Here is a 21,081-nt window from a genome sequence, read left to right as displayed (position 1 = left end):
CCCGATGCGACTGACGAGGAGATCGCCCGTGCTTCCGCGCTTCACTCCCCTGCTCGTCCCGGCGCTGCTGCTCGCCGGCTGCGGCACCTATAATGGCGGCGTGGAATCGATCCATCAGCCGATCGTCCAGCGCAGCGACTATGTGCTCGACCTGCAGACGACCGGCTATTCGCTGGCGCCGGGCGAGAGCCAGCGCCTGGCCGGCTGGATGTCGGCGATGAACCTTCGCTACGGCGACCGTGTCGCGATCGACGACGGCGCCGCCGGCACCACCGGCCGCACGGAAATCGCCGCCGAGGCCGGCCGCTACGGCCTGATCCTTGCCGATCGCGCACCCGTCACCACCGGCCAGATCGCGCCGGGCACGATCCGCGTGGTCGTCACCCGGATGGCCGCCAATGTGCCGGGCTGCCCCGACAATTCGCGCCCCGCGGAATATACGTTCGAGGCGAGCACCAGCTCCAACTTTGGCTGTGCGAGCAACAGCAATCTCGCCGCGATGATCGCGGATCCGGCCGATCTCGTCCGCGGCGCCGCGGGCTCGCCCACGGCCGATCCGATCACCGCGTCCAAGGCCATCGGCGCGCTGCGCGCGGCGGTGCCTTCGGGCAGCGGCGGCAAGGTCGACGCCGGTTCGGGGAGCCCCAAGTGAACGCGCCTTTCAATCCCGCCCGCACCGGGCATCGCGATCCGTTCGTTGCGTTCGTCTGCGACGAGACGACGGCGGAGATCCTGCGCCCGATCGCCGTCGAGCTCGGCTGGTCGCCGGAGAAGGTCAACAAGGGCGGCCTGCGCAACGCGGTGCAGACCCTGTCGGTCTCGGCGAGCCCGAACATCCTGTTCGTCGACCTCTCCGAGAGCGGCGATCCGCTCAACGACATCAACGCGCTCGCCGAGGTCTGCGAGCCGGGCACGATCGTTATCGCGTCGGGCCAGGTGAACGACGTGCGCCTGTATCGCGACCTCGTCGCGAGCGGCATCCACGACTATCTGCTCAAGCCGCTGAACCCGGATGCGCTGCGCGACGCCTTCGCCCAGGCGCAGGCCGCGCTCAACGCGCCCAAGCTGGCCGAGACCGGCACCGATCGGCCGCATTGCGCGGTGGCGGTGATCGGCACGCGCGGCGGCGCCGGCGCCTCCACGCTCGCTACCTCGCTCGCCTGGCTGATGGGCGAGCGGCTGGGCCGCAGCACGGCGCTGCTCGACCTCGACGTGCATTTCGGCACCGGCGCCCTCGCGCTCGACCTCGAGCCCGGCCGCGGCCTGACCGACGCGATCGAGAATCCGAGCCGCATCGACGGGCTGTTCATCGAACGCGCGATGGTCCGCGCTTCGGACCGCCTGGCCGTGCTCAGTGCCGAAGCGCCGATCCACTCGCCGATCATGACCGACGGCGCGGCCTTCTATCAGCTGCAGGAAGAGATCCGCACCGCATTCGAGTGCACGATCGTCGACTTGCCGCGCTCGATGCTGGTCAACCATCCGCACCTGATCACCGATGTGCAGGTGGCCGTGCTGGCGACCGAGCTGACGCTGGCGTCCGCGCGCGATGCGATCCGCATCCTGAGCTGGTTCAAGTCGAACGCGCCACAGACCCAGGTGATCGTGGTCGCCAACAAGATCCAGCAGGCGGCGGTGCTCGAGATCAGCCGCAAGGACTTCGAGGGCTCGATCGAGCGCAAGATCGATTTCATGCTGCCCTTCGATGCCAAGCTCGCCTCGCAATCGGCCAAGCTGGGCAAGCCGCTCGCCGAAGTGGGCAAGGGCAACAAGGGCATCGCCCCGCTCGCCGACCTCGCCCAGCGCATCGCCGGCATCGCCGATTCGGGCGCGGACGAAGCCGCCCCGGGCAAGGCGAAGGGCAAGGGCGACAAGCCCAAGGGCGGCGGCTCGCTGCTCGACAAGTTCAAGGCGAAGATGCCGGCAAAGGCAAAGAAGTAACCATTGCGCGGCTAGGCTGCGCAAGGGTTACGCAAGCGGAGTTGGTGCGGCGTGGACATGCTGCCGGTATTGATGCTCGCTGGAGGCACCTTCGTGGTGCTCGCGCTGATGGTGCTCGCCTTTTCGGGCCCCTCGGCCGAGCGAGCGGGCGCGCGCCGCGTCAAATCGATGCGCGAGCGCCATGTGGTGAGCGCCGTCGGCGCCAATGCGATGGAAGCGCAGATGCGCCGAGTCGCCGCCGCTCGCGCCACGCGCATGGACGTCACCGCCGCGCGCTTCCTTCCCAATCCGGCGCTGCTCCAGAAGCGACTCAGCATGACCGGCAAGCCCTGGACGCTCGGCCAGTACATGATGGTCAGCGCCGGGCTCACCCTGGTGCCCGCCGGGCTGATCATGCTCCAGGGCCTGCCGATCCTGCTGGGGCTGGGCGTCGGCCTGTTCCTGGGCGTCGGCCTGCCGCACTTCGTGGTCGGCTTCTTCATCAAGCGCCGCGTCGCCCGGTTCACCGCCAAGTTTCCCGATGCGATCGAACTGCTCGTGCGCGGCCTGCGCTCGGGCCTGCCGATCACCGAGACGATCGGCGTGGTCGGCCAGGAAGTCGACGGGCCGGTCGGCGAGGAGTTCCGCGCGGTGAGCGACAAGATGAAGATCGGCAAGTCGCTCGACACCGCGCTCCAGGAAACCGCGGACCGGCTCGGCACGCCCGAATTCCAGTTCTTCACCATCACCATCCAGATCCAGCGCGAGACCGGCGGCAACCTGGCCGAGACGCTGGCCAACCTGGCCGACGTGCTGCGCAAGCGCGCGCAGATGAAGCTGAAGATCAAGGCGATGTCGTCGGAATCCAAGGCATCGGCGCTGATCGTCGGCGCGCTGCCCTTCATCGTCTTCGCGCTCGTCTGGTTCATCAACAACAACTACATGGCCAATTTCTTCGCCGACCAGCGCCTGATGATCGCCGGCGGCGGCGGCCTGCTCTGGATGGGCATCGGCGCCTTCATCATGGCCAAGATGGTCAATTTCGAGATCTAGCGGCATGAACCCTCCTCCCTCCGGCCCCACGCTGCTCGGCGTCGACGTCATCTGGGTGGCGACGATCCTGTCGGCCGTCGCCGCCTTCGCGGTGCTGCTGGCGATCTATGCCGCCACCACCGTGCGCGACCCGATGGCGAAGCGCGTGAAGTCGCTGAACGAACGCCGCGAGCAGCTGAAGGCGGGCATCACCGCCTCCACGTCCAAGCGCCGCGCCAAGCTCGTCCAGAAGAACGAGACCACCGACCGCATCCGCTCGCTGCTCTCCTCGATGAAGGTGCTGCAGGACAGCCAGGTCAAGCAGGCGCAGACCAAGCTGCTCCAGGCCGGCATCCGCCGCAAGGAATTCGCGGTGGCGGTGATCTTCGGCCGCCTGGTGCTGCCGATCGTGATCGGCGGGCCGGTGCTCTATCTGGTCTATGGCACCACGATGTTCGCGGACTGGAGCCCGATCAAGGCCTATGGCCTGGTCGCCGGCAGCTTCATCCTCGCCTACAAGTTCCCGGATCTCTATCTCAAGAACAAGATCCAGAAGCGCAGCGCGGCGATCCGCAAGGGCCTGCCCGACGCGCTCGACCTGCTGGTGATCTGTGCCGAAGCGGGACTCACCGTCGACGCCGCCTTCCACCGCGTCGCCAAGGAACTGGGCAAGGCCTATCCCGAGCTGGGCGAGGAATTCCAGCTCACCGCGATCGAGCTGGGCTTCCTCACCGATCGGCGCCAGGCCTTCGAGAACCTCGCCGAGCGCATCGACCTGGATTCGATCCGCGGCGTGGTCACCACCATGATCCAGACCGAGAAATACGGCACGCCGCTCGCGTCGGCGCTGCGCGTGCTCTCGGCCGAGTTCCGCAACGAGCGCATGATGCGCGCCGAGGAAAAGGCCGCGCGCCTGCCCGCGATCATGACCGTGCCGCTGATCCTGTTCATCCTGCCGGTGCTGTTCGTCGTGATCCTCGGGCCCGCTGCCTGCTCGATCAACGACGCGCTGATCTCGAAGGGCCCCTAACCTTTCCGGTGGCGCGGCCTTCCCGGGCGGGATAGCTTCCCGCCGGACTAAGGGGAGGTCGACTCGATGCATGATTTGCCGTTCCAGACGATCACGCAGGTCGCGGGCTTGGGTCTTACGCTGATCGCCGGCTGGTTCCTGGGGCTCGCCAGCCACAGCGGCGGCCGCAAATGGCGCGAACGACTCGAGGAAGCGGAGACCGAGAATGCCGGCTATCGCGACCGCGCGGAGAGCGACCTGCGCGACGCCGCCCGCCGTATCCGCGATCTCGAGGCCGAGAATGCCCGGCTGAGGGCCGCCCCGCCCGCTCCCGTTGCCGCTCCCGCTCCCGCTCCGGCCCCCGTCGCCGAGCCCGAGGGCCATTCGACCGCCACCATGGCCGCGGCGGCGGCCGTCGGCGCGGTCGCCGGAGCTGCCGTCACCCATGCGGCGGAGGCACATGCCGAACCCGCGCCGGAGCCTGTGCCTGCCGAGACCGCGCCCGTGGAAGCGGCGCATGTCGAAGCCACTCCCGTCGAGGCGGCGGCTGCTGCGGACCTCGCCCCCGCAGAGCCGGCGCATGAGGTGCCGGCGGCGGAGGCCGAGCCCTCGCATCCCGAGCACGCGCACTAGGACCGCGGACGATGGCGCTTCCGTTCGAGACCGCGACTCAGTTCGCGGCACTGGGACTGACTCTGGTCGGCGGCTGGTTCCTCGGTCTTGCCAGCCGCTCCGGCGGCGCAAAGTGGCGCGAGCGCTACCAGGACGAGGAACTGGAGCACGCCCGCTATCGTGACGAGGCCGAGGAGCGCATCCGTGCGCTCCAGGCCGAACTGGGGGCGGCGCGCAAGCAGGCGCCGGCGCCCGCTCCCGTGGTGGAGGACGCGCCCGGCGCCGGCTGGCGCGGCTGGTTCGGCTGGGGCCGGGACAATCTCGCACGGATCAAGGGCATCGACGAAGCGCGCGAGAAGCGGCTCAACGAGCTGGGCATCAAGACCTATCGCGAGATCGAGAAGATGGCGCCCGATGACGAGGCCGCGCTGGAACAGCGGCTGGAGGTCGCGCCCGGCACGATCGCCGGGCAGGGCTGGCGCGAGCAGGCCGCCCTGCTGCGCGCCGGCAACGAGCGCGCGCATGCGGAGAAGTTCGGCTCCCCCTAGCGCCGCACGGGCAGGCCGAGCAGCGCGGGCGTGTAATTCTCGACCACCTCGGCCAGCGGCCGGCCCTGCCCGTCCAGCACGATCGCCCTTTGCCGCACGACATCGGGGGCGACCGATGCATCCTCGCGCCGGGTGGCTATACCGAGGGTGCGGCGGCTGGGCGCCAGCGGACGGATCACCGCGCCGAAGGGCGCGTCACCGGCCAGCGCGGCGTTCATTTCAGGGGTGAGCCGCGCGGGAACATACCAGTTCTCCGCGATCGACAGCGCCGCCGCGCCGCATCTCAGGACGACGCTGCGATAGGCGACGGGCTCGTCGGGACCGACCTCCAGATGCGCGCGCTGCTCGGCGGTGGGCGATTTCCGCTCCGCCCGATCCACCTCGGCGCGGATCGGAACGGCGCAACGGCGCTGGAGCACCGCGGTCGCGCTACCGGCGGCGAGCAGTTCCTGGCGGAGTGCTTCCGCCGGGTCTGCCTGCGCCAGCAGCAGCGCAACCGCGAGCATCAGGCCTTGCGCAGCGCCGCCTGCGCCGCCGCCAGCCGGGCGATCGGCACGCGATAGGGCGAGGCCGAGACGTAATCGAGCCGGGTCTCCTCGCAGAACGCGATGCTGGCCGGATCGCCGCCATGCTCGCCGCAGATGCCGAGCTTGATGTCCGGACGCGTGGCGCGGCCACGCTCGGCGGCGATCGCGATCAGCTCGCCCACGCCCTCGACATCCAGGCTCACGAACGGGTCCTTGGCGTAGATGCCCTTCTCCACATAGGTGGTGAGGAACTTGGCCGCGTCATCGCGCGAGACGCCGAGCGTGGTCTGGGTCAGGTCGTTGGTGCCGAAGGAGAAGAAGGCGCCGACTTCGGCGATCTCGCCCGCGCGCAACGCCGCGCGCGGCAGCTCGATCATCGTGCCCACCAGATAGTCGATGGTGCGATCCTGCTCGGCGAACACGTCGCGCGCGGCACGGTCGACCACTGCCTTCATGAGTTCCAGCTCGCGCCTGGTGGCAACCAGCGGGATCATCACCTCCGGGATCGGCGCCTCGCCGCTATTCTCGGCGACGATGCACGCCGCCTCGAAGATCGCGCGCGCCTGCATCTCGTAGATCTCGGGGTAGGTCACCCCCAGGCGGCAGCCGCGATGGCCGAGCATCGGGTTGAATTCGTGCAGCTCGGCCGCGCGGCGCTTGAGCGTCTCGACGTCGAGGCCCGCCGCGGCTGCCACTTCGGCGAACTCCGCCTCCTCGTGCGGCAGGAATTCGTGGAGCGGCGGATCGAGCAGGCGGATCGTGCAGGGCAACCCCGCCATCACCTCGAAGATCTCGACGAAATCGCTGCGCTGTTCGGGCAGCAGCTTGTCGAGCGCGGCGCGGCGCCCGGCTTCGTCGGCCGCCAGGATCATCTCGCGCACCGCGGTGATGCGCGACTGCTCGAAGAACATGTGCTCGGTGCGGCACAGGCCGATGCCCTCGGCCCCGAAATCGCGCGCGGTGCGGCAATCGAGCGGCGTCTCGGCATTGGTGCGCACCTTCAGCCGGCGCTTGGCATCGGCCCAGACCATCAGCGTGCCGAAATCGCCGGCCAGCTCGGGCTGCACGGTGGGCACGGCGCCCAGCATCACTTCGCCGGTCGCGCCGTCGATCGTGACGAGATCGCCTTCGCGCACTTCGCGGGTGCCGACGCGGAACAGCTTCTCGCGCGCGTTGATCGCCAGCGTGCCCGCGCCCGAGACGCAGGGCCGGCCCATGCCGCGCGCGACCACCGCCGCATGGCTGGTCATGCCGCCGCGCGCCGTGAGGATGCCGCGCGCCGCGTGCATGCCGTGAATGTCCTCCGGGCTGGTTTCGACCCGGACCAGGATCACCGCTTCGTTCGCCGCGGCCCATTTCTCGGCGGTATCGGCGTCGAACACCACCTTGCCCGAAGCCGCGCCCGGCGAGGCGGGCAGGCCCTTGGTGAGCACGTCGCGCGACGCCGCGGGATCGAGCGTGGGGTGGAGCAGCTGGTCGAGCGCTGCCGGATCGACGCGCAGGATCGCCTCGTCCTGCGTGATCAGCCCCTCGCTCGCCATGTCGACCGCGATCTTGAGCGCCGCCTTGGCGGTGCGCTTGCCCGAACGGGTCTGCAGCATCCACAGCTTGCCGCGCTCGACGGTGAACTCGATGTCCTGCATGTCGCGGTAATGCTTCTCGAGCGTCTCGAAGACGGCCGCGAGCTGCGCATAGACCTCGGGCATCGCCTCTTCCATCGAGGCGGGCCTGGCGCCCGCCTTCTCGCGGGCGGCCCGGGTCAGATATTGCGGCGTGCGGATGCCGGCGACGACGTCCTCGCCCTGGGCGTTGATCAGGAACTCGCCATAGTACGCGTTTTCGCCGGTCGAGGGATCGCGGGTGAAGGCCACGCCGGTCGCCGAGGTGTCGCCCATGTTGCCGAACACCATCGCCTGGACGTTGACCGCCGTGCCCCAGTCGCCCGGAATGTCGTTGAGCCGGCGATAGACCTTGGCGCGTTCGGACTGCCACGAGCCGAACACCGCGCCGATCGCGCCCCAGAGCTGGTCGTGCACGTCCTGCGGGAAGGGCTTGCCCCACAGCTCCTGCACCAGCGCCTTGTACTCGGCGACCAGCGCCTGCCAGTCCCTGGCGCTCAGCTCGGTGTCGAGGCTGTAGCCGCGATCCTCCTTGGCGATCTCCAGCGCTTCCTCGAAGCGGCCATGATCGAGTTCGAGCACCACGTCCGAATACATCTGGATGAAGCGGCGATAGCTGTCCCAGGCGAAACGCTCGTCACCGCTGATCGCGGCGAGGCCGACGACCGTGGTGTCGTTGAGGCCAAGGTTGAGCACCGTGTCCATCATGCCGGGCATCGATGCGCGCGCGCCCGAGCGGACCGAGACCAGCAGCGGATCGCCGGCGTCCCCGAACTTCTTGCCGGTGATCGCCTCGATGTGGGCGATGCCGTTCGCGACTTCGGCCTTCACGCCATCGGGGAAGATGCCGCCCTGATCGTAATAGACCGCGCACATCGGCGTGCTGATCGTGAAGCCGGGAGGCACCGGCAGGCCGATCGAAGCCATGCCGTCGAGATTGGCGCCCTTGCCGCCGAGCAGGTTCTTGTCGCCCTCGCCCCCGTCCGACACACCCCCGCCGAAGCGGTACACATATTGCGTCATGCAAAGCCCTTCGTTCGTTGGGGCCGCCTACCGCAGGTGCGAACAGGGGGAAACCCGCTGACTACGTTGTCATACCGCAAGATTTGCTTGGGTTGGGGACAAGTTTCGAAGACACCGGTTACCAAGGGTAAATCCTGGGGTCATTGGCCTTTTGCCGATCCCGTCTTGTCCCGCTGGCGCTCGAGGAGCGCATGGCCGAGCGCGCCGACGAACAACAGGTCCGGCACTTCGCCCGCAAGCTTCACGCGCACCCGTTCGCCCACCAGCCTGCGTTCGCGCTCGACCGACTCCACGCCTGTCCAGGGCACGTGGATCGTCGGATGAAAGGGGCGGAAAAGCAGGAAGGGGCGCAGCCAGAAGCCCGATTCCGACGTCCAGCCTTGGACCGAGGAGGCATAGTTGGGCGAGCGCAGCGATCCGCCGATGTTGAGCGACACGAAGCGCCAGCGCCGCGCGGAATAGGGCGGATCGGACGTCGCGGGATAGGCGCGGGCGACCTTGCGCCATCCCTGGTTCGCGACCAGGGCGATGATCGCGAGCCAGAAGAAGGGGAAGACCAGCAGGAACAGCGCGGCGAAGAGTTCCGGCGAAACCGGAAGCCCCTGCCCCGCTGCGCTCATCCCTCGATCCTGGAGAAATCGGCGACATTGTTCACCGCGTCGCGGATGCGGGCGAGCAGGGCGAGGCGGGCGTTGCGCTTCTGCGCGTCGGGATCGTTGACGGTGACGTCGTCGAAGAAGCTGTCGATCGGCGCGCGGAGCGAGGCGAGGGCAGCCATCGCGCCTTCGAAATCCTCGGCCGCGATCGCCGCCTCGGCCTTGGGCTCGGCTGCGTCGAGCGCCGCGATCAGCGCGGATTCGGCGGGCTCTGCCTCGTAGATGCCGGTATCCGCGACTTCGCCGGGGACCCAATTCTCCTTCTTGAGGATATTGGCGGCGCGCTTGTAGCCGGCGAGCAGATTCCGGCCCTCTTCCGACGTGACGAACGCCTGGAGCGCCTTCACCCGGGCGAGCAGCCGGACGAGATCGTCCTCGCCGCCAAGCGCGAACACCGCGTCGATCAGGTCGTGGCGGACGCCGGCTTCCTTCTGCTGGACCTTGAGCCGGTCGGCGAAGAAGTCGAGCACATCCTGGTTGACCGACGTGGCAAGCGGGAAGCGCAGGCCGTTGTCGAGGATCAACGCGATCACGCCCAGCGCCGAGCGGCGGAGCGCGAAGGGGTCCTTGGAGCCGCTGGGCTTCAAATCGACGCCGAAGAATGCCGTGATGCTGTCGAGCTTGTCCGCCAGCGACACCGCCACCGTAACCGGCGCGGTCGGCACGTCATCGCCCTGCCCGACCGGCTTGTAGTGATCGCGGATCGCCTCGGCGACCGCTGCCGGCTCGCCCTGGGCGGCGGCGTAATAGCCGCCCATCAGGCCCTGGAGCTCGGGGAACTCGCCGACCATGCCGGTGACGAGATCGGCCTTGGCGAGGCGCGCGGCGCGCTCGGCCTGGTCGGGATCCGCCTTGACGATCCCCTGCTCCGCCAGCCACCGCGCCAGCTTGGCCACGCGGTCGACCTTGTCGGCCACCGTGCCCAGCTTGTCGTGGAAGACGATCTTGCCGAGCTTGGGCGTCAGCGCCTCGAGCCGGGTCTTCAGATCGGTCTCGTAGAAGAAGCGCGCATCGCTCAGCCGCGCCGCGAGCACCTTCTGGTTGCCCTCGACGATCTTCTCGCCGCCGTCGGTCGCGTCGATGTTCGCCACGCAGACGAACGCGTTGGCAAGCGCACCCGCCGCGTCGCGGCAGACGAAATATTTCTGGTTCACCCGCGCGGTGAGCTGGATCACTTCGGGCGGCACGTCGAGGAACGCCGGATCGAAGCGGCCGAGCAGCGGCATCGGCCATTCGGTGAGGCCGGCATTCTCGTAGAGCAGCCCCTCGTCCTCGATCAGCGCCAGGCCGGCCTTCTGCGCCGCCATCTTGGCGCCCAGCGCGATGATGTTGCGGCGCTCGGCGCCGTCGACGATCACATGGCAGGCGCGCAGCTTCTCGATATAATCCGCGGCCGAGCCGATCGTGATCCCGCCCGGATGGTGGAAGCGATGGCCGACGGTTACCGAGGCGCTCTGCACCCCGGCGATCTCCACCGGCACCAGCCTGTCGCCGAGCAGCGCGATGATGCCCTGGAGCGGACGCACCCAGCGCAGGCTCTCGGTCGATTCCGAAGCGGCGCCCCAGCGCATCGACTTGGGCCAGGGAAAGGCAGTGACGACATGAGTGATCGCGCTGGCGAGCACCGAGCCGGCGGCAATGCCGGGCCGGTCGATCACCGCGAACAGCAGCTTGCCGCCCTTGCCGTCGTCGCGCTCCACCAGCTGCTCGCGGCTGAGCCCGGTCGAGCGCAGGAAGCCCTCGATCGCCTGGGCCGGCGCATCGGCGCGGGGGCCCTTGCGCTCCTCGCTGGCGGCCGCGGTCATCGCGGCCACGCCGCGCACGATCAGCGCGAGGCGGCGGGGCGTGGCATAGCTCTCGATGCTCTCGAACGGCAGGTTGAGCGCCTTCAGCCGCGCCTCGAACAGCGCGGCCAGATCGGTGCGCGCCTTTTCCTGCATGCGGGCGGGAATTTCCTCCGAGCGGAGTTCGAGCAGGAAGTCTTCGGTCACGGCGCTCATACCGTCCACTCCGGATACTTGGCGTTCCAGGCGGGCGTCATGTGCTGGATCCAGGCTTCGCAGCTGCCCTTGGCCAGGTCGCGGACGCGGCCGATATAGGCCTGGCGCTCGGCGACCGAGATCACGCCGCGGGCCTGCAGCAGGTTGAACAGGTGGCTGGCCTCGATCGCTTGCTCATAGGCGGCGATGGGGATGTTGTTGGCCAGGCAGTTCTCGCACTCGGCCACGGCCTTGCGGAAGCCGTCGAACAGCATCTCGGTGTCGGCGACCTCGAAATTATACTTCGACATCTGGCGCTCGTTCTCCAGGAACACGTCGCCATAGGTCACGCCCGTATCGTTGAAGGCGAGATCGAACATCGAATCCTTGTTCTGCAGATACATCGCCAGGCGCTCGAGCCCGTAGGTGAGCTCGCCGGCGACGGGCTTGCAGTCGAAGCCGCCCATCTGCTGGAAATAGGTGAACTGCGTGACTTCCATCCCGTCGCACCAGACTTCCCAGCCCAGGCCCCAGGCGCCGAGCGTGGGGCTCTCCCAGTCATCCTCGACGAAGCGGATGTCGTGCCGAGTGAAGTCGATGCCGATCGCCGCCAGCGAGCCCAGATACAGGTTCTGCAGGTCGGGCGGGCTCGGCTTCAGGATCACCTGATACTGGTAATAGTGCTGCCCGCGGTTCGGATTCTCGCCATAGCGGCCGTCGGTCGGGCGGCGACAGGGCTGGACGAAGGCGGCGTTCCACGGCTCCGGGCCGAGGGCGCGCAGCGTCGTTGCCGGGTGGAAGGTGCCCGCGCCCATGCGCATGTCATAGGGCTGGAGGATCACGCAGCCCTTCTCCGCCCAATAGTCATGGAGCGTGAGGATCATGCGCTGGAAGCTGAGAGGCTCTGCCATAGCCTCGCGCTTTGGCGTCTCCCCTTCTGCCGGTCAATGCCGGTCAATCCCGCACCGCCGCGGCGCTGGATCGGGACGCGGTTCGCGGCTACCGGTTGGCGATGATCGGAAGCCCCATGATCCGCCGCCTGCTCCCCGCATTGCTGGCACTGGCCCTTTGGGGCTGCGGGCAGCAGCCGCCCGCCCCGGCCGAGCAGGCCGATCCGGCGCTTTGGGTGGTCAAGGACGACGATACCACCCTCTATCTGTTCGGCACCGTCCACGTGCTCAAGCCCGGCATCGCCTGGTTCCGGGGCGGGGTGAAGCAGGCGTTCGACAAGTCCGACACGCTGGTACTCGAGCTGGTGATGCCACCCGATGCCGAGATGCAGAAGATCGTCGCCGAGCTCGGCACCGCGCAGGGCGGCCCGCCCCTGCCCGAACAGCTGCCCCCGGCAGAGGCGGCCCGGATGCGCGCGGCGCTGCCCGAATATGGCATGGCCCCCGATTCGCTCGACCGCGCCGAGCCTTGGCTGGCCGCAACCCTGCTCTCGGTGATGCCGCTCCGCCGGCTCGGCTATGACGACAAGCAGGGCGCCGAGCGGGTGCTCACCGATGCCGCCAAGGCCGGGGGCAAGCGGATCGAGGGACTGGAGACCGCGCGCCAGCAACTCGGCTATTTCGATGCCCTGCCCCTGCCCGCCCAGCGCAAGCTGTTGATCGAGACGATCGACGACCTGCCCCGGGCCGGCAGCAAGATCGACCGGGCGGTCGCCGCCTGGCGCAAGGGCGATGCCGACGGGCTGGCGAAGCTGGTCAACGAGGACATGGCAAGCGCGCCCGAAGTGACCGAGGCGCTGCTGGTCCGCCGCAACCGCAACTGGGCCGACTGGATCCAGCGGCGGATGGCGCGGCCCGGCACTGTGTTCATGGCGGTGGGCGCCGGGCACCTGGCGGGCGAGGCCAGCGTGCAGGCCGAGCTGGCCAAGCGCGGCCTCAAGGTGGAGCGCGTCCGCCCCTGACGGACACCAAAGCCTGCTGGGTCACCGCCGGATTGACATCGCCCGCGGCTTAATATAACTGATCGGTTAGATAACCGATGAGTTAGATATGGACCGACTGAGCAACACCTTCGCCGCCCTGGCCGACCCCACCCGCCGCGCGATCCTGGCGCGGCTGGCCCTGGGCGAGGCTTCGGTGGGCGAACTCGCCCAGCCCTTCGCGATGAGCGGGCCGGCGGTGACCAAGCATCTGAAGGTGCTCGAGCATGCGGGCCTGATCTCGCGCAGCCGGGTCGCGCAGCAGCGCCCGGCCCGGCTCGAGCCCGCCGCGCTCAAGGCGGCGAGCGAGTGGCTCGCCGAATATCGCCGCTTCTGGGACGCCAAGTTCGACGACCTCGACGCGTATCTCGCTGAACTGCAACGCAATGGAGAGAGCAAATGACCACGACCGAAATCGGTGTCGGCTATGAAGTGACGATCGACCGCATCTTCGCGGCCCCGCGCGACCTGGTGTTCGACTGCATGACCAAGGCCGAGCATCTCGCCCGCTGGTGGGGGCCGCATCAGTTCGACGTGCCCTTCGCCGAGAGCGACGCGCGGCCGGGCGGCAGGATCCGCCTCGATATGCGCGGGCCCGAGCCCTATGGCACCAACCCGGTGCACGGCGAATATGAAGTGGTGGACCGTCCGGATCGCCTGGTCATGGTCCTGCGCGCCTTCCAGGGCGCGGACGGCAGCTGGGGCATCGAGCACCGCACCAGCATGGCCTTCACCGACGCGCCCGAAGGCGGCACGCGCATGCACATGACCACGGTGGTGCTGCAGGCGAGCGCGGAAATGCTGCCGGCGCTGGCGGGCATGAAGGAAGGCTGGAGCCAGAGCTTCGAGAAGCTCGAAGCGGTGCTGCCGGCGCTTCTGTAGGCGTTCATTCCTCCCCGAGCTCGTCTCGGGGAGGAATTAGAGTCGCCTTGCTTTTCCCCCAGCCCCCCGCTATGCGCGCGCCTTCCGTGCCAGGGTCATCCCTGGAGGCCTGGCCGGTTGCATTGATACAACACTAGCGAATTGGAACGACACATGAGCGATACGCTTACGCTGTCGGCCGAGGCGCGCGAGCAGGTTGGCAAGGGAGCCTCCCGTTCGCTTCGTCGTGAAGGCCGCGTCCCCGCCGTGATCTACGGCAACAAGCAGGATCCCAAGAGCATCCACGTCTCCGAGCGTGAACTGACGAAGCTGCTCATGACCGGGCACTTCTTCAACTCGGTCGTGATGATCGGCGGCGAGCGCACCCTGCCCAAGGACGTGGCGTTCGACCCCGTCTCCGATCGTCCGGTCCATGCCGACTTCCTGCGCATCAGCGAGCACGCCACCGTGCACGTGAACGTGCCGATCGTCTTCACCGACGAGGAAGCGGCCCCCGGCATCAAGCGCGGCGGCGTGCTGAACGTCGTCCGCCACGAGCTGGAACTGGTGGTCGACGCGGCCGAGATTCCCGACGAGATCAAGATCTCGCTCAAGGGCCTCGAAGTCGGCGACTCGCTGCACATCTCGGCGGTGACCCTGCCCAAGGGCGCGACCCCGGCGATCACCGATCGCGACTTCACCATCGCGACCGTGGTTGCCCCGTCGGCGCTCAAGTCGAGCGAAGGCGACACCACCCAGACCGAGGCTGCCGCCGAGGGCGAAGGCGAGTAATCCCGCCTCCGAACTTACCGGTTCAAAAAATCGCCTCCGCATCCTAGGTGCGGGGGCGATTTTCGTTTTCAGGAACATGCGATGCAGCTCTGGGTCGGCCTGGGCAATCCGGGCCCGCAATATGCGATGCACCGGCACAATGTGGGCTTCATGGCGGTCGACGCCATTGCCGAGACCCATGGCTTCTCGCCCGAGAAGAAGCAGTTCCAGGGCTGGGTGCGCGAAGGCCGGGTGGGCAACCAGAAGATCCTGCTGCTCAAGCCCGGCACGTTCATGAACGAGAGCGGGCGCGCCGTGCGCGCGGCGATGGACTTCTACAAGCTCGCCCCCGAGGACGTGACCCTGTTCCACGACGAGCTCGATCTGGTACCGATGAAGGTGAAGGTGAAGCGTGGCGGCGGCACCGCGGGGCATAACGGCCTGCGCTCGGCCGACAAGCATATCGGCCCCGATTTCCGCCGCGTGCGGATCGGCATCGGCCATCCCGGCCACAAGGACCGGGTACACGGCTATGTGCTGGGCAATTATGCCAAGAGCGAGATCGAGCCGCTTGCCGATATGCTCGGCGCCATCGCCGCGGAAGCACCCTGGCTGGCGGCGGGCGACGATGCGCGCTTCATGAGCGACGTGGCGCTGCGGCTGCAGGACTAGCTTGGGGACCCATATTCCCTCAGCCGCCTTCCCCGCCTTCCCCACCGGCAGGCTTCAACCCGAACGGCGCACATCCTCGGGGGTTCTTCCGGTCCATGCCCGGAAGGCCCGAAAGAAGGAATTCGGCTCGTCGAAGCCGAGCAGGAACGCGATTTCCGCCAGGGGCAGGGCCGTCTTCATCAGGTAATGATGCGCCAGCGCCTCCCGCGTCCCCGCCAGGAGTTGCTGGTAGCTGGCACCTTCGGACTCGATGCGCCGTTGCAAGGTCCGCTTGCTCATCGCGAGTTTCCCGGCGATCGCCTCGATGGAGATACGCCCGCTCGGGATCCCTTCGAGAAGCGCCGCACGAACGCGTTGCGACATCGTGACCGCGCCATCGAGTTCGGCGAGCTGCTGGCGCAGATGCGGCTCGAACGTTTCCCACATCCGCGCATTCGAGGTCAGGAAAGGCCGGCTCGCATCGGCCGCGTCGAAGACGAGCCGGTGGCGCGCGCCGCGTTTCAGGCTCGCGCCCAGAAACGCTTCATAGGGGGCGATCGGCGAGGGCAAGATGGTCGTCGTTACTGCGGCCGGCCTCACCGCCTCGCGCGTGCCCATGCGGGCAAGCGACACGAAGAAGAGCAGTTCCATCAGGACCAGGGAATCCGGCGGCCGGGACGCACAGGTCCACAGGAGTTCCAGCGTCATCCCGTCATGCCCCTCCGACACCTGGAGGCGCATCGGCGCGATCAGCCGCTTATATTGCGCGATGCGGCGGACAGCCGTTGCGAGGTTCGGGCTGCACAGTGCGGCGAAGAGCGCCGGCGAGAAAGCTTCGCTGCGGATCGCTTCGCAGACCCGCAGCGGAAGAAGTTCATCGCCCGATTCCGCCTCCATCCCGTTCCAGAAGCGGTGATATTCATCGGGCAGGAGGCGAACCGAGGGAAGTCGCGGAAGATCCTCCGGCAGGCCGGCGCGTCGCAGCACGTCGGCCGCGACGATGCCGAGGTCTCTGAGGACCATCCACCAGGTCGTGTCGAGTGCGTAGGTGTCCGATGGGGCCATTCCGGTTTCTCGCGCGCGACGACTTAGACCATCCCGACTTGCGCTTTCAACGCAGCGAAGAACTCCGCGTCGCTCGATGCGTAGCGCGCGGCGAGGAGATGCTCCGCATCCGCGCCGGCAGCATAACGGAGCCGGTCGCTCTCGTCCGTGGTCGCTTCGTAAACAACTTCCGCAATCACCTCTGGCGACGACGCGTGCTCATACAACGAACTCACAAGAAGCCCCATGCTCTGAATAAGGGGCTGATACTCAGCAAGTTCCGGCTCGTTGTTGTATTCGACAGACCGACTGGTGAAATCCGTGGCGATCATGCCGGGCTCGACGATCTTCACGCGGATGCCGAGGGGCGCGAGCTCATATTGCAGCGCTTCGGAAAGCCCTTCCACCGCGAACTTGGTGCCGTGATAGAGCGTGCCGCTCGGAAAGGCGATCCGCCCGCCCATCGACGAGATGTTGACGATAGCGCCGCTGCGATTTGCCCGAAAATGCGGCAAAAGGGCCTTGGTCGTTGCCATGAGGCCGAGGACATTCACGTCATACTGGCGACGCATATTCTCCAGGGGTGTTGCCTCGAGGGGACCGAAAGCGCCGTAGCCCGCATTGTTGATGAGAGCATCGATACGCCCGAACCTTGCCAAACCGGCGTTCACCGCGACGGCGATCGACGCGACGTCCTGAACGTCGAGGCGGGTGACGAGGACATTGGCAAGCTGCGTCAACTCCGTTTCGGACGCGGGGTCGCGCATCGTCGCGATGACGTTCCATCCCTTCGCCTGAAAGAGCCTGGCCGTGGCACGGCCAAGGCCGCTCGAGGTTCCGGTGATGAGGATCGTTCCAGTCATCTTGCGCTTCCCAATTTCGTGATGAGCGCCAATTTATGGGACGAACGCCGGGAGATCAGTATCGGATCGCGCCATTATGCTATCCGATCACGCCGGACATTCCGGGCGCCCTGCCGGTGGGCGGCGACGTCATGAACCGGCCTGGCCCCGCGCGCCCGTGCGCCGCAGCCAAAGCTCCGCCACGACCAGGTTCGGAACCCAGGCCAGGAACGAGATGGCGCGGTACCAGGGCAGGAACGGCAGATCCAAGACCATGACCAGCGGCAGGTAGAGCCGCAGGGTGACCGCCGCGAGCGTGAGCGCCCAGGAGCGGATCATCCAGCGGCGATGCACGGCGAAGCGGCCCTGCACAGCCGCGCGCCAGCCCAGGAGAGTCACGGCGATCCAGACGATGGCGAGGCTGCCGAAGCCCGTCGAGGCGATCGGGCCCGCCGAGGATCCGGGCGCCAGGACCAGCCCCGCCGCGCCCCCGACCAGGCATCCCATCACATAGAGCCGGCCGATCCAGCGGTGCGGCGGAATCGCGCCCCGGCGCAGGGCGGGCAGGAATTGAAACGAACCCAGCACAAGCGCAACGACCGCGCCGGCGACATGCACGAAAAGCCAGGGAACCCCTAGCGGGTTGTGCAGTGCCTCGGCCGGCTTGCGGGGCGGATGCAGCAGATAATGCGCGGAATAGAAGGCGATCCCCAGGCAGAGGATGGCCAGGATCATCCAGGCGATGCGGACGGACCAGGGCGTGGCCCTGGACGGCAAGGTTGCGGCGGTGGTGGTCAAGCGGGGGCCTCCATTGGCGGTCTCGCCGAAGCTCGTTGCCGGTAAGCCGGCGGCTCGCTAGGCCATGCTTCGCGAATGGTGCCAGGATTGCGCGAACGGAGCCGCATGGACGGTTGGGCGACGGGGTGGGAAGAGCGAGCGGCGCGGCGATGGTCGATCGACATCGCCCTGCTGGTGGCGTTCGGCCTGCTGATGGGGTTCCTGGGCCCGTTCGCCTCGGAGCGCCTGCCCGTCATGGGGCGCTATGTCTATTGGATGATCTGCATGGTCGGCGGCGGGCTGATCGGCGTGGTGGCGGACGATCTGCTGCGCCGGCGCATGGCGCGGACCTGGCGAAGGATAGCGGTGGTCTCGGTGCTGATGACGCCGTTCGTGTCGCTGCTGGTGCTGACGACCGAACACCTCCTCATCGGCGGGCCCTTCGATTGGCGGAGCTACCAGCGGCTGCTCTGGCAGGTATGGCCGATCCTGCTGGCGGTGCTGGTGGTCCGCACCCTGGTCTGGCGGCGTTTGCCCGGCCGGATCGAGACGCGGACCATCGTCGCCCCGCCACTGCCCGAGGCCGAGGCGACCTTCAGGCGGCGGCTCTCGGCGAAACGGCGTGCGGCCCGGCTGATCGCGATCGAGGCGCATGATCACTATCTGAAAGTCCATACCGACGCCGGCGAGGAGCTGATCACCCTGCGCTTCGCCGATGCGCTGAACGAACTGGCGCGGGCCCATGGCTGGCGTGTCCATCGCTCCTGGTGGGTGGCCGCCGATGCGGTGGAGGATGTGCGCTGGCGGCGCGGCGCGGGCGAGATCCGCCTCGCCGGCGGCCTCGTGACGCCGGTGAGCCGGACCTATGCGCCGACGCTGAAGGAAGCGGGCTGGTTCTAGGCCGTCTCGATATCCGGGCCGAACGCCGGTGCGGCCGGCCTTCCCCGGGCTAGAGCGCCGGCCGATAGGGCTGCACCAGCCCCAGCCGGAGGAGCAGCGCAAGCAGCGCGTCCACCTCGTCCGCCGGATGATGCGCGAAACGGGCCCGCACCTCCTGCGCGCTCACCGCCGGGCGATCGAGCACATATTCCGCCGCATCGGCGACGGGGCCCAGCGCGTGCTCGCCGCCACCGGCCCGCAGCACCGCGCCCGTCTCGAGCCAGGCAACCGTGCCGGCGCGATCGGTGCGCGCATAGAAATCGAGCAGCGGCCGCTCGGGCAGCGCCAGCGTCCGGCCAGGCGCGGCGAGCCGCCGCTGGCGCACCGCCACCGCCTCCAGCATCGCCCGGCTGCGCGCCAGCTCGGCCAGGCGTTCGCCCAGCGCCGCGAGCTGGCCGGCAAGCGCGGCCCCTCCCCCCTCGCGCGCGTCGGCGAGATAGGTGCGGAAGAGCGGCTCGCGGATCGCCATCTCCTCCAGCAGCTCGAACAGCAGCGTGCTCGAATGCGGGGTGATGCCGATGGTCAGGTGGAGTGATTCGGCGGAGCTCGCCAGCGCGTCGTGAAAATAGCCGCGCGGAATATAGAGCACGTCGCCGGGCCGCAGCGTGACGTCCATCAGCACCGGGCCCTTGGCGGCGTCGATCCGGGCCTGGGCATCGTCGCCTTTCAGCGGCGCGATGGGATTCTCGGCGCGGTTCGCGTAGATTCGCCAGCGCTTCTCGCCGACACAGTGGATCGCGAACACTTCGTGCAGGTCGCAATGCGAGGCGAAGGCCTGGATGCCCTGGAACGAGCAATAGAGGTTCGCTTCCGCGCGTGCGGCGAACTGCCGCGCCAGCGCATCGGTGAGGCGACGGATCTCGGGCGCGACTTCCTCCACCGCATCGGCGACCAGGCTGGCGCCCATGGCGAGGAACATCTCGACCTTGGCGGGATTGGCGAGCTGGCGGACGCCGCCGCGGCCCGGCACCGGGTCCATGTAGAAATCGGGCGAGACCGGCGCGCTGTTGAGCAGCAGCTTGATGTGCTCCGCCCCCCAATGGGTCCGCACGCCGAGCAGCGCATTGAGCCGCGCCCAGCCGATCACCGCCTGGCGGTTCGCCCCCGCCGGCGCGGGAATATGGACCGGCTTGCGGCCCCAATATTCGCCAAGGAATTGCTCGGGCGCCAGCGGCGCGATCAGCTCGGAGAGATCCACCCGGTCAAGCTAGCGGCTGGAGACGATGCTTGTCGATCCCGCAAGCAAACGGCGCCGCCTCCCCCCAAGGGAAAGCGGCGCCGCGAAAGCATCGATCTTGGGCGAAGCGCTTACTTCTTGCCGATGACCACGCCGATCAGGCGCTGCTGGGCGCCACCGAGCGTGCCCGAGGCCGAGAAGACCACGCCGATCTGCTCGCCCTGCGAACCGAAGAAGCCACCGGCCAGCGTGCCCGAGAGCGGGCTCGCATTGGTGAAGCTGCCGGTCCACTGGTTCTGGCCGACCGGGATGGCGCCCTGCGCGGTGAAGTTGGCATAGGCCACCGGCGTGCCGCCGCCCGCCGGGATCGTGCTGAGCGTGAAGGTCATGTCCACCACGCCGGTGGCGAAGTTCACGTTCGTCGTCACCGTGCCGGTGACCTGGTTGATCGCGGTGGTGGTGCCGCTGGTGCTGACCAGGCGGCCGGTGATCCGGTTGGTATAGGCGACCGTGCCGGTGGTCGGCATGTCGGACAGCGCAGTCGAATAGCCCCAGGCAGTATAGGCCAGGCGCTTCTGGCCCGCAGTCGAATCGCCGCGCCACCAATTGGCGTAGCTCACCCGGGTGAGCGCCAGCGCGGGGTCGTTGGTGATCGTCGTCGGGATCACGTTGTTCAGATACTCGACCTGGGCGAACTTGCCGGCGGTGGTCGCATCGTTGGTGCGGAAGACGAACTCGGGGTTGGCCGCCGCCGAGGGCGTGACCAGGGTCGAGGTGCAGGTCTGGCCGGTCGGCACGCAGAAGCGCGATTCCTCGGTGTTCTCGCGCATCACATAGGTGCCGGTGTTGATCGCCGAATCGGTGGCGAGGCGCACGCGGGTCGACAGCGTCTCGGTGCTGGCGGCGCCGAGCGTCACCGCGCTGGTCGCCGGATCGCCGGTATAGCTGATCGCGGCGCTATAGGTGTTGAATTCGGCCGCCGCGGCGAGCGGGAAGGTCGCATAGGTGGGCGACGGCGTCGGCGTCGGCGTGGGGCTCGCAGTCGGAGTCGGCGTGGCGCCACCCTTGCCGCCACCGCAGCCCGACAGCGCAACCGTCGCGGCGAGCGCGCTCATGAACATGTGACGGCGAATCATTCCCTGCTCCTCAAAAACACGCGGGCAC

The 21,081-nt window shown here is 68.1% G+C and carries 22 protein-coding genes; 12 read left to right on the top strand and 10 right to left on the bottom strand.

The window, feature by feature from the left end; all coding sequences use genetic code 11:
* The first annotated feature begins 28 nt into the window (after nt 1-28).
* The 6 genes from CAP40_RS18580 to CAP40_RS18555 all read left to right on the top strand — a co-directional run bounded on the left by CAP40_RS18580 (nt 29) and on the right by CAP40_RS18555 (nt 5,121).
* Complete coding sequence (locus CAP40_RS18580; RefSeq protein ID WP_256924368.1) at nt 29-652, top strand: CpaD family pilus assembly lipoprotein; 624 nt, start codon at nt 29-31, stop codon at nt 650-652.
* Nucleotides 649-1,941: a pilus assembly protein CpaE gene (locus tag CAP40_RS18575; RefSeq protein WP_086131054.1), complete on the top strand. Its 1,293-nt coding sequence runs from the start codon at nt 649-651 to the stop codon at nt 1,939-1,941. The genes CAP40_RS18580 and CAP40_RS18575 overlap by 4 nt, the downstream gene beginning before the upstream one ends.
* 51 nt (nt 1,942-1,992) lie before the next feature.
* The gene (locus CAP40_RS18570) at nt 1,993-2,973 is read left to right on the top strand and encodes a type II secretion system F family protein (RefSeq protein WP_086131053.1); all 981 of its coding nucleotides are present in this window, start codon (nt 1,993-1,995) and stop codon (nt 2,971-2,973) included.
* 4 nt (nt 2,974-2,977) lie between these two features.
* Nucleotides 2,978-3,982, top strand: coding sequence for a type II secretion system F family protein (locus tag CAP40_RS18565; protein WP_086131052.1), 1,005 nt, complete (start codon nt 2,978-2,980; stop codon nt 3,980-3,982).
* Between the two features lie 66 nt (nt 3,983-4,048).
* Nucleotides 4,049-4,594 (top strand): hypothetical protein, encoded by a 546-nt coding sequence (locus CAP40_RS18560; RefSeq protein ID WP_086131051.1) that lies wholly within the window; start codon nt 4,049-4,051, stop codon nt 4,592-4,594.
* Nucleotides 4,595-4,605: 11 nt separating this feature from the next.
* The gene (locus CAP40_RS18555) at nt 4,606-5,121 is read left to right on the top strand and encodes a hypothetical protein (protein ID WP_086131050.1); all 516 of its coding nucleotides are present in this window, start codon (nt 4,606-4,608) and stop codon (nt 5,119-5,121) included.
* On the opposite strand, the gene CAP40_RS18550 is transcribed toward CAP40_RS18555, so the two are convergent.
* The 5 genes from CAP40_RS18550 to CAP40_RS18530 form a co-directional block, all read right to left on the bottom strand.
* The gene (locus CAP40_RS18550; RefSeq protein ID WP_086131049.1) at nt 5,118-5,627 is read right to left on the bottom strand and encodes a hypothetical protein; all 510 of its coding nucleotides are present in this window, start codon (nt 5,625-5,627) and stop codon (nt 5,118-5,120) included. The two genes, CAP40_RS18555 and CAP40_RS18550, sit on opposite strands and share 4 nt — an antisense overlap.
* Nucleotides 5,627-8,290 (bottom strand): pyruvate, phosphate dikinase, encoded by a 2,664-nt coding sequence (ppdK, locus tag CAP40_RS18545; protein WP_086131048.1) that lies wholly within the window; start codon nt 8,288-8,290, stop codon nt 5,627-5,629. The genes CAP40_RS18550 and ppdK overlap by 1 nt, the downstream gene beginning before the upstream one ends.
* 140 nt (nt 8,291-8,430) lie before the next feature.
* Entirely contained in the window at nt 8,431-8,910 is a 480-nt protein-coding gene (locus CAP40_RS18540) for a hypothetical protein (protein WP_086131047.1), read from the bottom strand.
* Nucleotides 8,907-10,946, bottom strand: coding sequence for a glycine--tRNA ligase subunit beta (gene glyS / locus CAP40_RS18535; protein WP_086131046.1), 2,040 nt, complete (start codon nt 10,944-10,946; stop codon nt 8,907-8,909). Before glyS ends, CAP40_RS18540 begins: the two co-directional genes overlap by 4 nt.
* Nucleotides 10,943-11,809: a glycine--tRNA ligase subunit alpha gene (locus tag CAP40_RS18530; RefSeq protein ID WP_086131182.1), complete on the bottom strand. Its 867-nt coding sequence runs from the start codon at nt 11,807-11,809 to the stop codon at nt 10,943-10,945. Before CAP40_RS18530 ends, glyS begins: the two co-directional genes overlap by 4 nt.
* A gap of 38 nt (nt 11,810-11,847) precedes the next feature.
* Here CAP40_RS18530 and CAP40_RS18525 point away from each other — a divergent pair, with 38 nt between their 5' ends.
* The 5 genes from CAP40_RS18525 to pth all read left to right on the top strand — a co-directional run bounded on the left by CAP40_RS18525 (nt 11,848) and on the right by pth (nt 15,159).
* Complete coding sequence (locus CAP40_RS18525; RefSeq protein ID WP_256924366.1) at nt 11,848-12,837, top strand: TraB/GumN family protein; 990 nt, start codon at nt 11,848-11,850, stop codon at nt 12,835-12,837.
* Between the two features lie 88 nt (nt 12,838-12,925).
* Complete coding sequence (locus CAP40_RS18520; RefSeq protein WP_086131045.1) at nt 12,926-13,258, top strand: helix-turn-helix transcriptional regulator; 333 nt, start codon at nt 12,926-12,928, stop codon at nt 13,256-13,258.
* Nucleotides 13,255-13,737 carry an SRPBCC domain-containing protein gene (locus tag CAP40_RS18515; RefSeq protein WP_086131044.1) on the top strand — a complete coding sequence of 161 codons (483 nt, stop codon included), beginning with the start codon at nt 13,255-13,257 and terminating at the stop codon, nt 13,735-13,737. The genes CAP40_RS18520 and CAP40_RS18515 overlap by 4 nt, the downstream gene beginning before the upstream one ends.
* Nucleotides 13,738-13,890: 153 nt before the next feature.
* Complete coding sequence (locus CAP40_RS18510) at nt 13,891-14,508, top strand: 50S ribosomal protein L25/general stress protein Ctc (RefSeq protein WP_086131043.1); 618 nt, start codon at nt 13,891-13,893, stop codon at nt 14,506-14,508.
* A gap of 81 nt (nt 14,509-14,589) precedes the next feature.
* On the top strand, nt 14,590-15,159 hold the full coding sequence (gene pth / locus CAP40_RS18505) for an aminoacyl-tRNA hydrolase (protein ID WP_086131042.1): 570 nt from the start codon (nt 14,590-14,592) through the stop codon (nt 15,157-15,159).
* Between the two features lie 54 nt (nt 15,160-15,213).
* On the opposite strand, the gene CAP40_RS18500 is transcribed toward pth, so the two are convergent.
* From CAP40_RS18500 to CAP40_RS18490, 3 genes are all read right to left on the bottom strand, one after another.
* Complete coding sequence (locus CAP40_RS18500; RefSeq protein ID WP_086131041.1) at nt 15,214-16,203, bottom strand: AraC family transcriptional regulator; 990 nt, start codon at nt 16,201-16,203, stop codon at nt 15,214-15,216.
* Between the two features lie 23 nt (nt 16,204-16,226).
* On the bottom strand, nt 16,227-17,045 hold the full coding sequence (locus tag CAP40_RS18495) for an SDR family oxidoreductase (protein WP_086131040.1): 819 nt from the start codon (nt 17,043-17,045) through the stop codon (nt 16,227-16,229).
* A gap of 129 nt (nt 17,046-17,174) precedes the next feature.
* Nucleotides 17,175-17,822, bottom strand: a complete 648-nt coding sequence (locus tag CAP40_RS18490) for a DUF2306 domain-containing protein (protein WP_218822176.1) — start codon at nt 17,820-17,822, stop codon at nt 17,175-17,177.
* A gap of 105 nt (nt 17,823-17,927) precedes the next feature.
* Between CAP40_RS18490 and CAP40_RS18485 the strand changes: the two genes are divergently transcribed.
* The gene (locus tag CAP40_RS18485) at nt 17,928-18,701 is read left to right on the top strand and encodes a LytTR family DNA-binding domain-containing protein (RefSeq protein WP_086131038.1); all 774 of its coding nucleotides are present in this window, start codon (nt 17,928-17,930) and stop codon (nt 18,699-18,701) included.
* Between the two features lie 49 nt (nt 18,702-18,750).
* Here the strand turns inward: CAP40_RS18485 and CAP40_RS18480 are convergent, their stop codons facing one another.
* The gene (locus CAP40_RS18480; RefSeq protein WP_086131037.1) at nt 18,751-19,938 is read right to left on the bottom strand and encodes a JmjC domain-containing protein; all 1,188 of its coding nucleotides are present in this window, start codon (nt 19,936-19,938) and stop codon (nt 18,751-18,753) included.
* 110 nt (nt 19,939-20,048) lie between these two features.
* Nucleotides 20,049-21,053, bottom strand: coding sequence for a transferrin-binding protein-like solute binding protein (locus CAP40_RS18475; RefSeq protein WP_086131036.1), 1,005 nt, complete (start codon nt 21,051-21,053; stop codon nt 20,049-20,051).
* Nucleotides 21,054-21,081 lie beyond the last annotated feature (28 nt).

It is taken from the genome of Sphingomonas sp. IBVSS2, from assembly GCF_002127225.1.
Classification (GTDB): domain Bacteria; phylum Pseudomonadota; class Alphaproteobacteria; order Sphingomonadales; family Sphingomonadaceae; genus Sphingomonas.
This window is presented reverse-complemented; position numbering and strand designations above follow the sequence as displayed.

Excerpts from the sequence above, each read along its gene's own strand:
- CAP40_RS18565 (WP_086131052.1), top strand. The coding sequence starts at position 2,978 with ATGAACCCTCCTCCCTCCGGCCCCACGCTGCTCGGCGTCGACGTCATC.
- CAP40_RS18560 (WP_086131051.1), top strand. The coding sequence starts at position 4,049 with ATGCATGATTTGCCGTTCCAGACGATCACGCAGGTCGCGGGCTTGGGT.
- CAP40_RS18555 (WP_086131050.1), top strand. The coding sequence starts at position 4,606 with ATGGCGCTTCCGTTCGAGACCGCGACTCAGTTCGCGGCACTGGGACTG.
- CAP40_RS18550 (WP_086131049.1), bottom strand. The coding sequence starts at position 5,627 with ATGCTCGCGGTTGCGCTGCTGCTGGCGCAGGCAGACCCGGCGGAAGCA.
- ppdK (WP_086131048.1), bottom strand. The coding sequence starts at position 8,290 with ATGACGCAATATGTGTACCGCTTCGGCGGGGGTGTGTCGGACGGGGGC.
- CAP40_RS18540 (WP_086131047.1), bottom strand. The coding sequence starts at position 8,910 with ATGAGCGCAGCGGGGCAGGGGCTTCCGGTTTCGCCGGAACTCTTCGCC.
- glyS (WP_086131046.1), bottom strand. The coding sequence starts at position 10,946 with ATGAGCGCCGTGACCGAAGACTTCCTGCTCGAACTCCGCTCGGAGGAA.
- CAP40_RS18530 (WP_086131182.1), bottom strand. The coding sequence starts at position 11,809 with ATGATCCTCACGCTCCATGACTATTGGGCGGAGAAGGGCTGCGTGATC.
- CAP40_RS18520 (WP_086131045.1), top strand. The coding sequence starts at position 12,926 with ATGGACCGACTGAGCAACACCTTCGCCGCCCTGGCCGACCCCACCCGC.
- CAP40_RS18515 (WP_086131044.1), top strand. The coding sequence starts at position 13,255 with ATGACCACGACCGAAATCGGTGTCGGCTATGAAGTGACGATCGACCGC.
- CAP40_RS18510 (WP_086131043.1), top strand. The coding sequence starts at position 13,891 with ATGAGCGATACGCTTACGCTGTCGGCCGAGGCGCGCGAGCAGGTTGGC.
- pth (WP_086131042.1), top strand. The coding sequence starts at position 14,590 with ATGCAGCTCTGGGTCGGCCTGGGCAATCCGGGCCCGCAATATGCGATG.
- CAP40_RS18500 (WP_086131041.1), bottom strand. The coding sequence starts at position 16,203 with ATGGCCCCATCGGACACCTACGCACTCGACACGACCTGGTGGATGGTC.
- CAP40_RS18495 (WP_086131040.1), bottom strand. The coding sequence starts at position 17,045 with ATGACTGGAACGATCCTCATCACCGGAACCTCGAGCGGCCTTGGCCGT.
- CAP40_RS18485 (WP_086131038.1), top strand. The coding sequence starts at position 17,928 with ATGGACGGTTGGGCGACGGGGTGGGAAGAGCGAGCGGCGCGGCGATGG.
- CAP40_RS18475 (WP_086131036.1), bottom strand. The coding sequence starts at position 21,053 with ATGATTCGCCGTCACATGTTCATGAGCGCGCTCGCCGCGACGGTTGCG.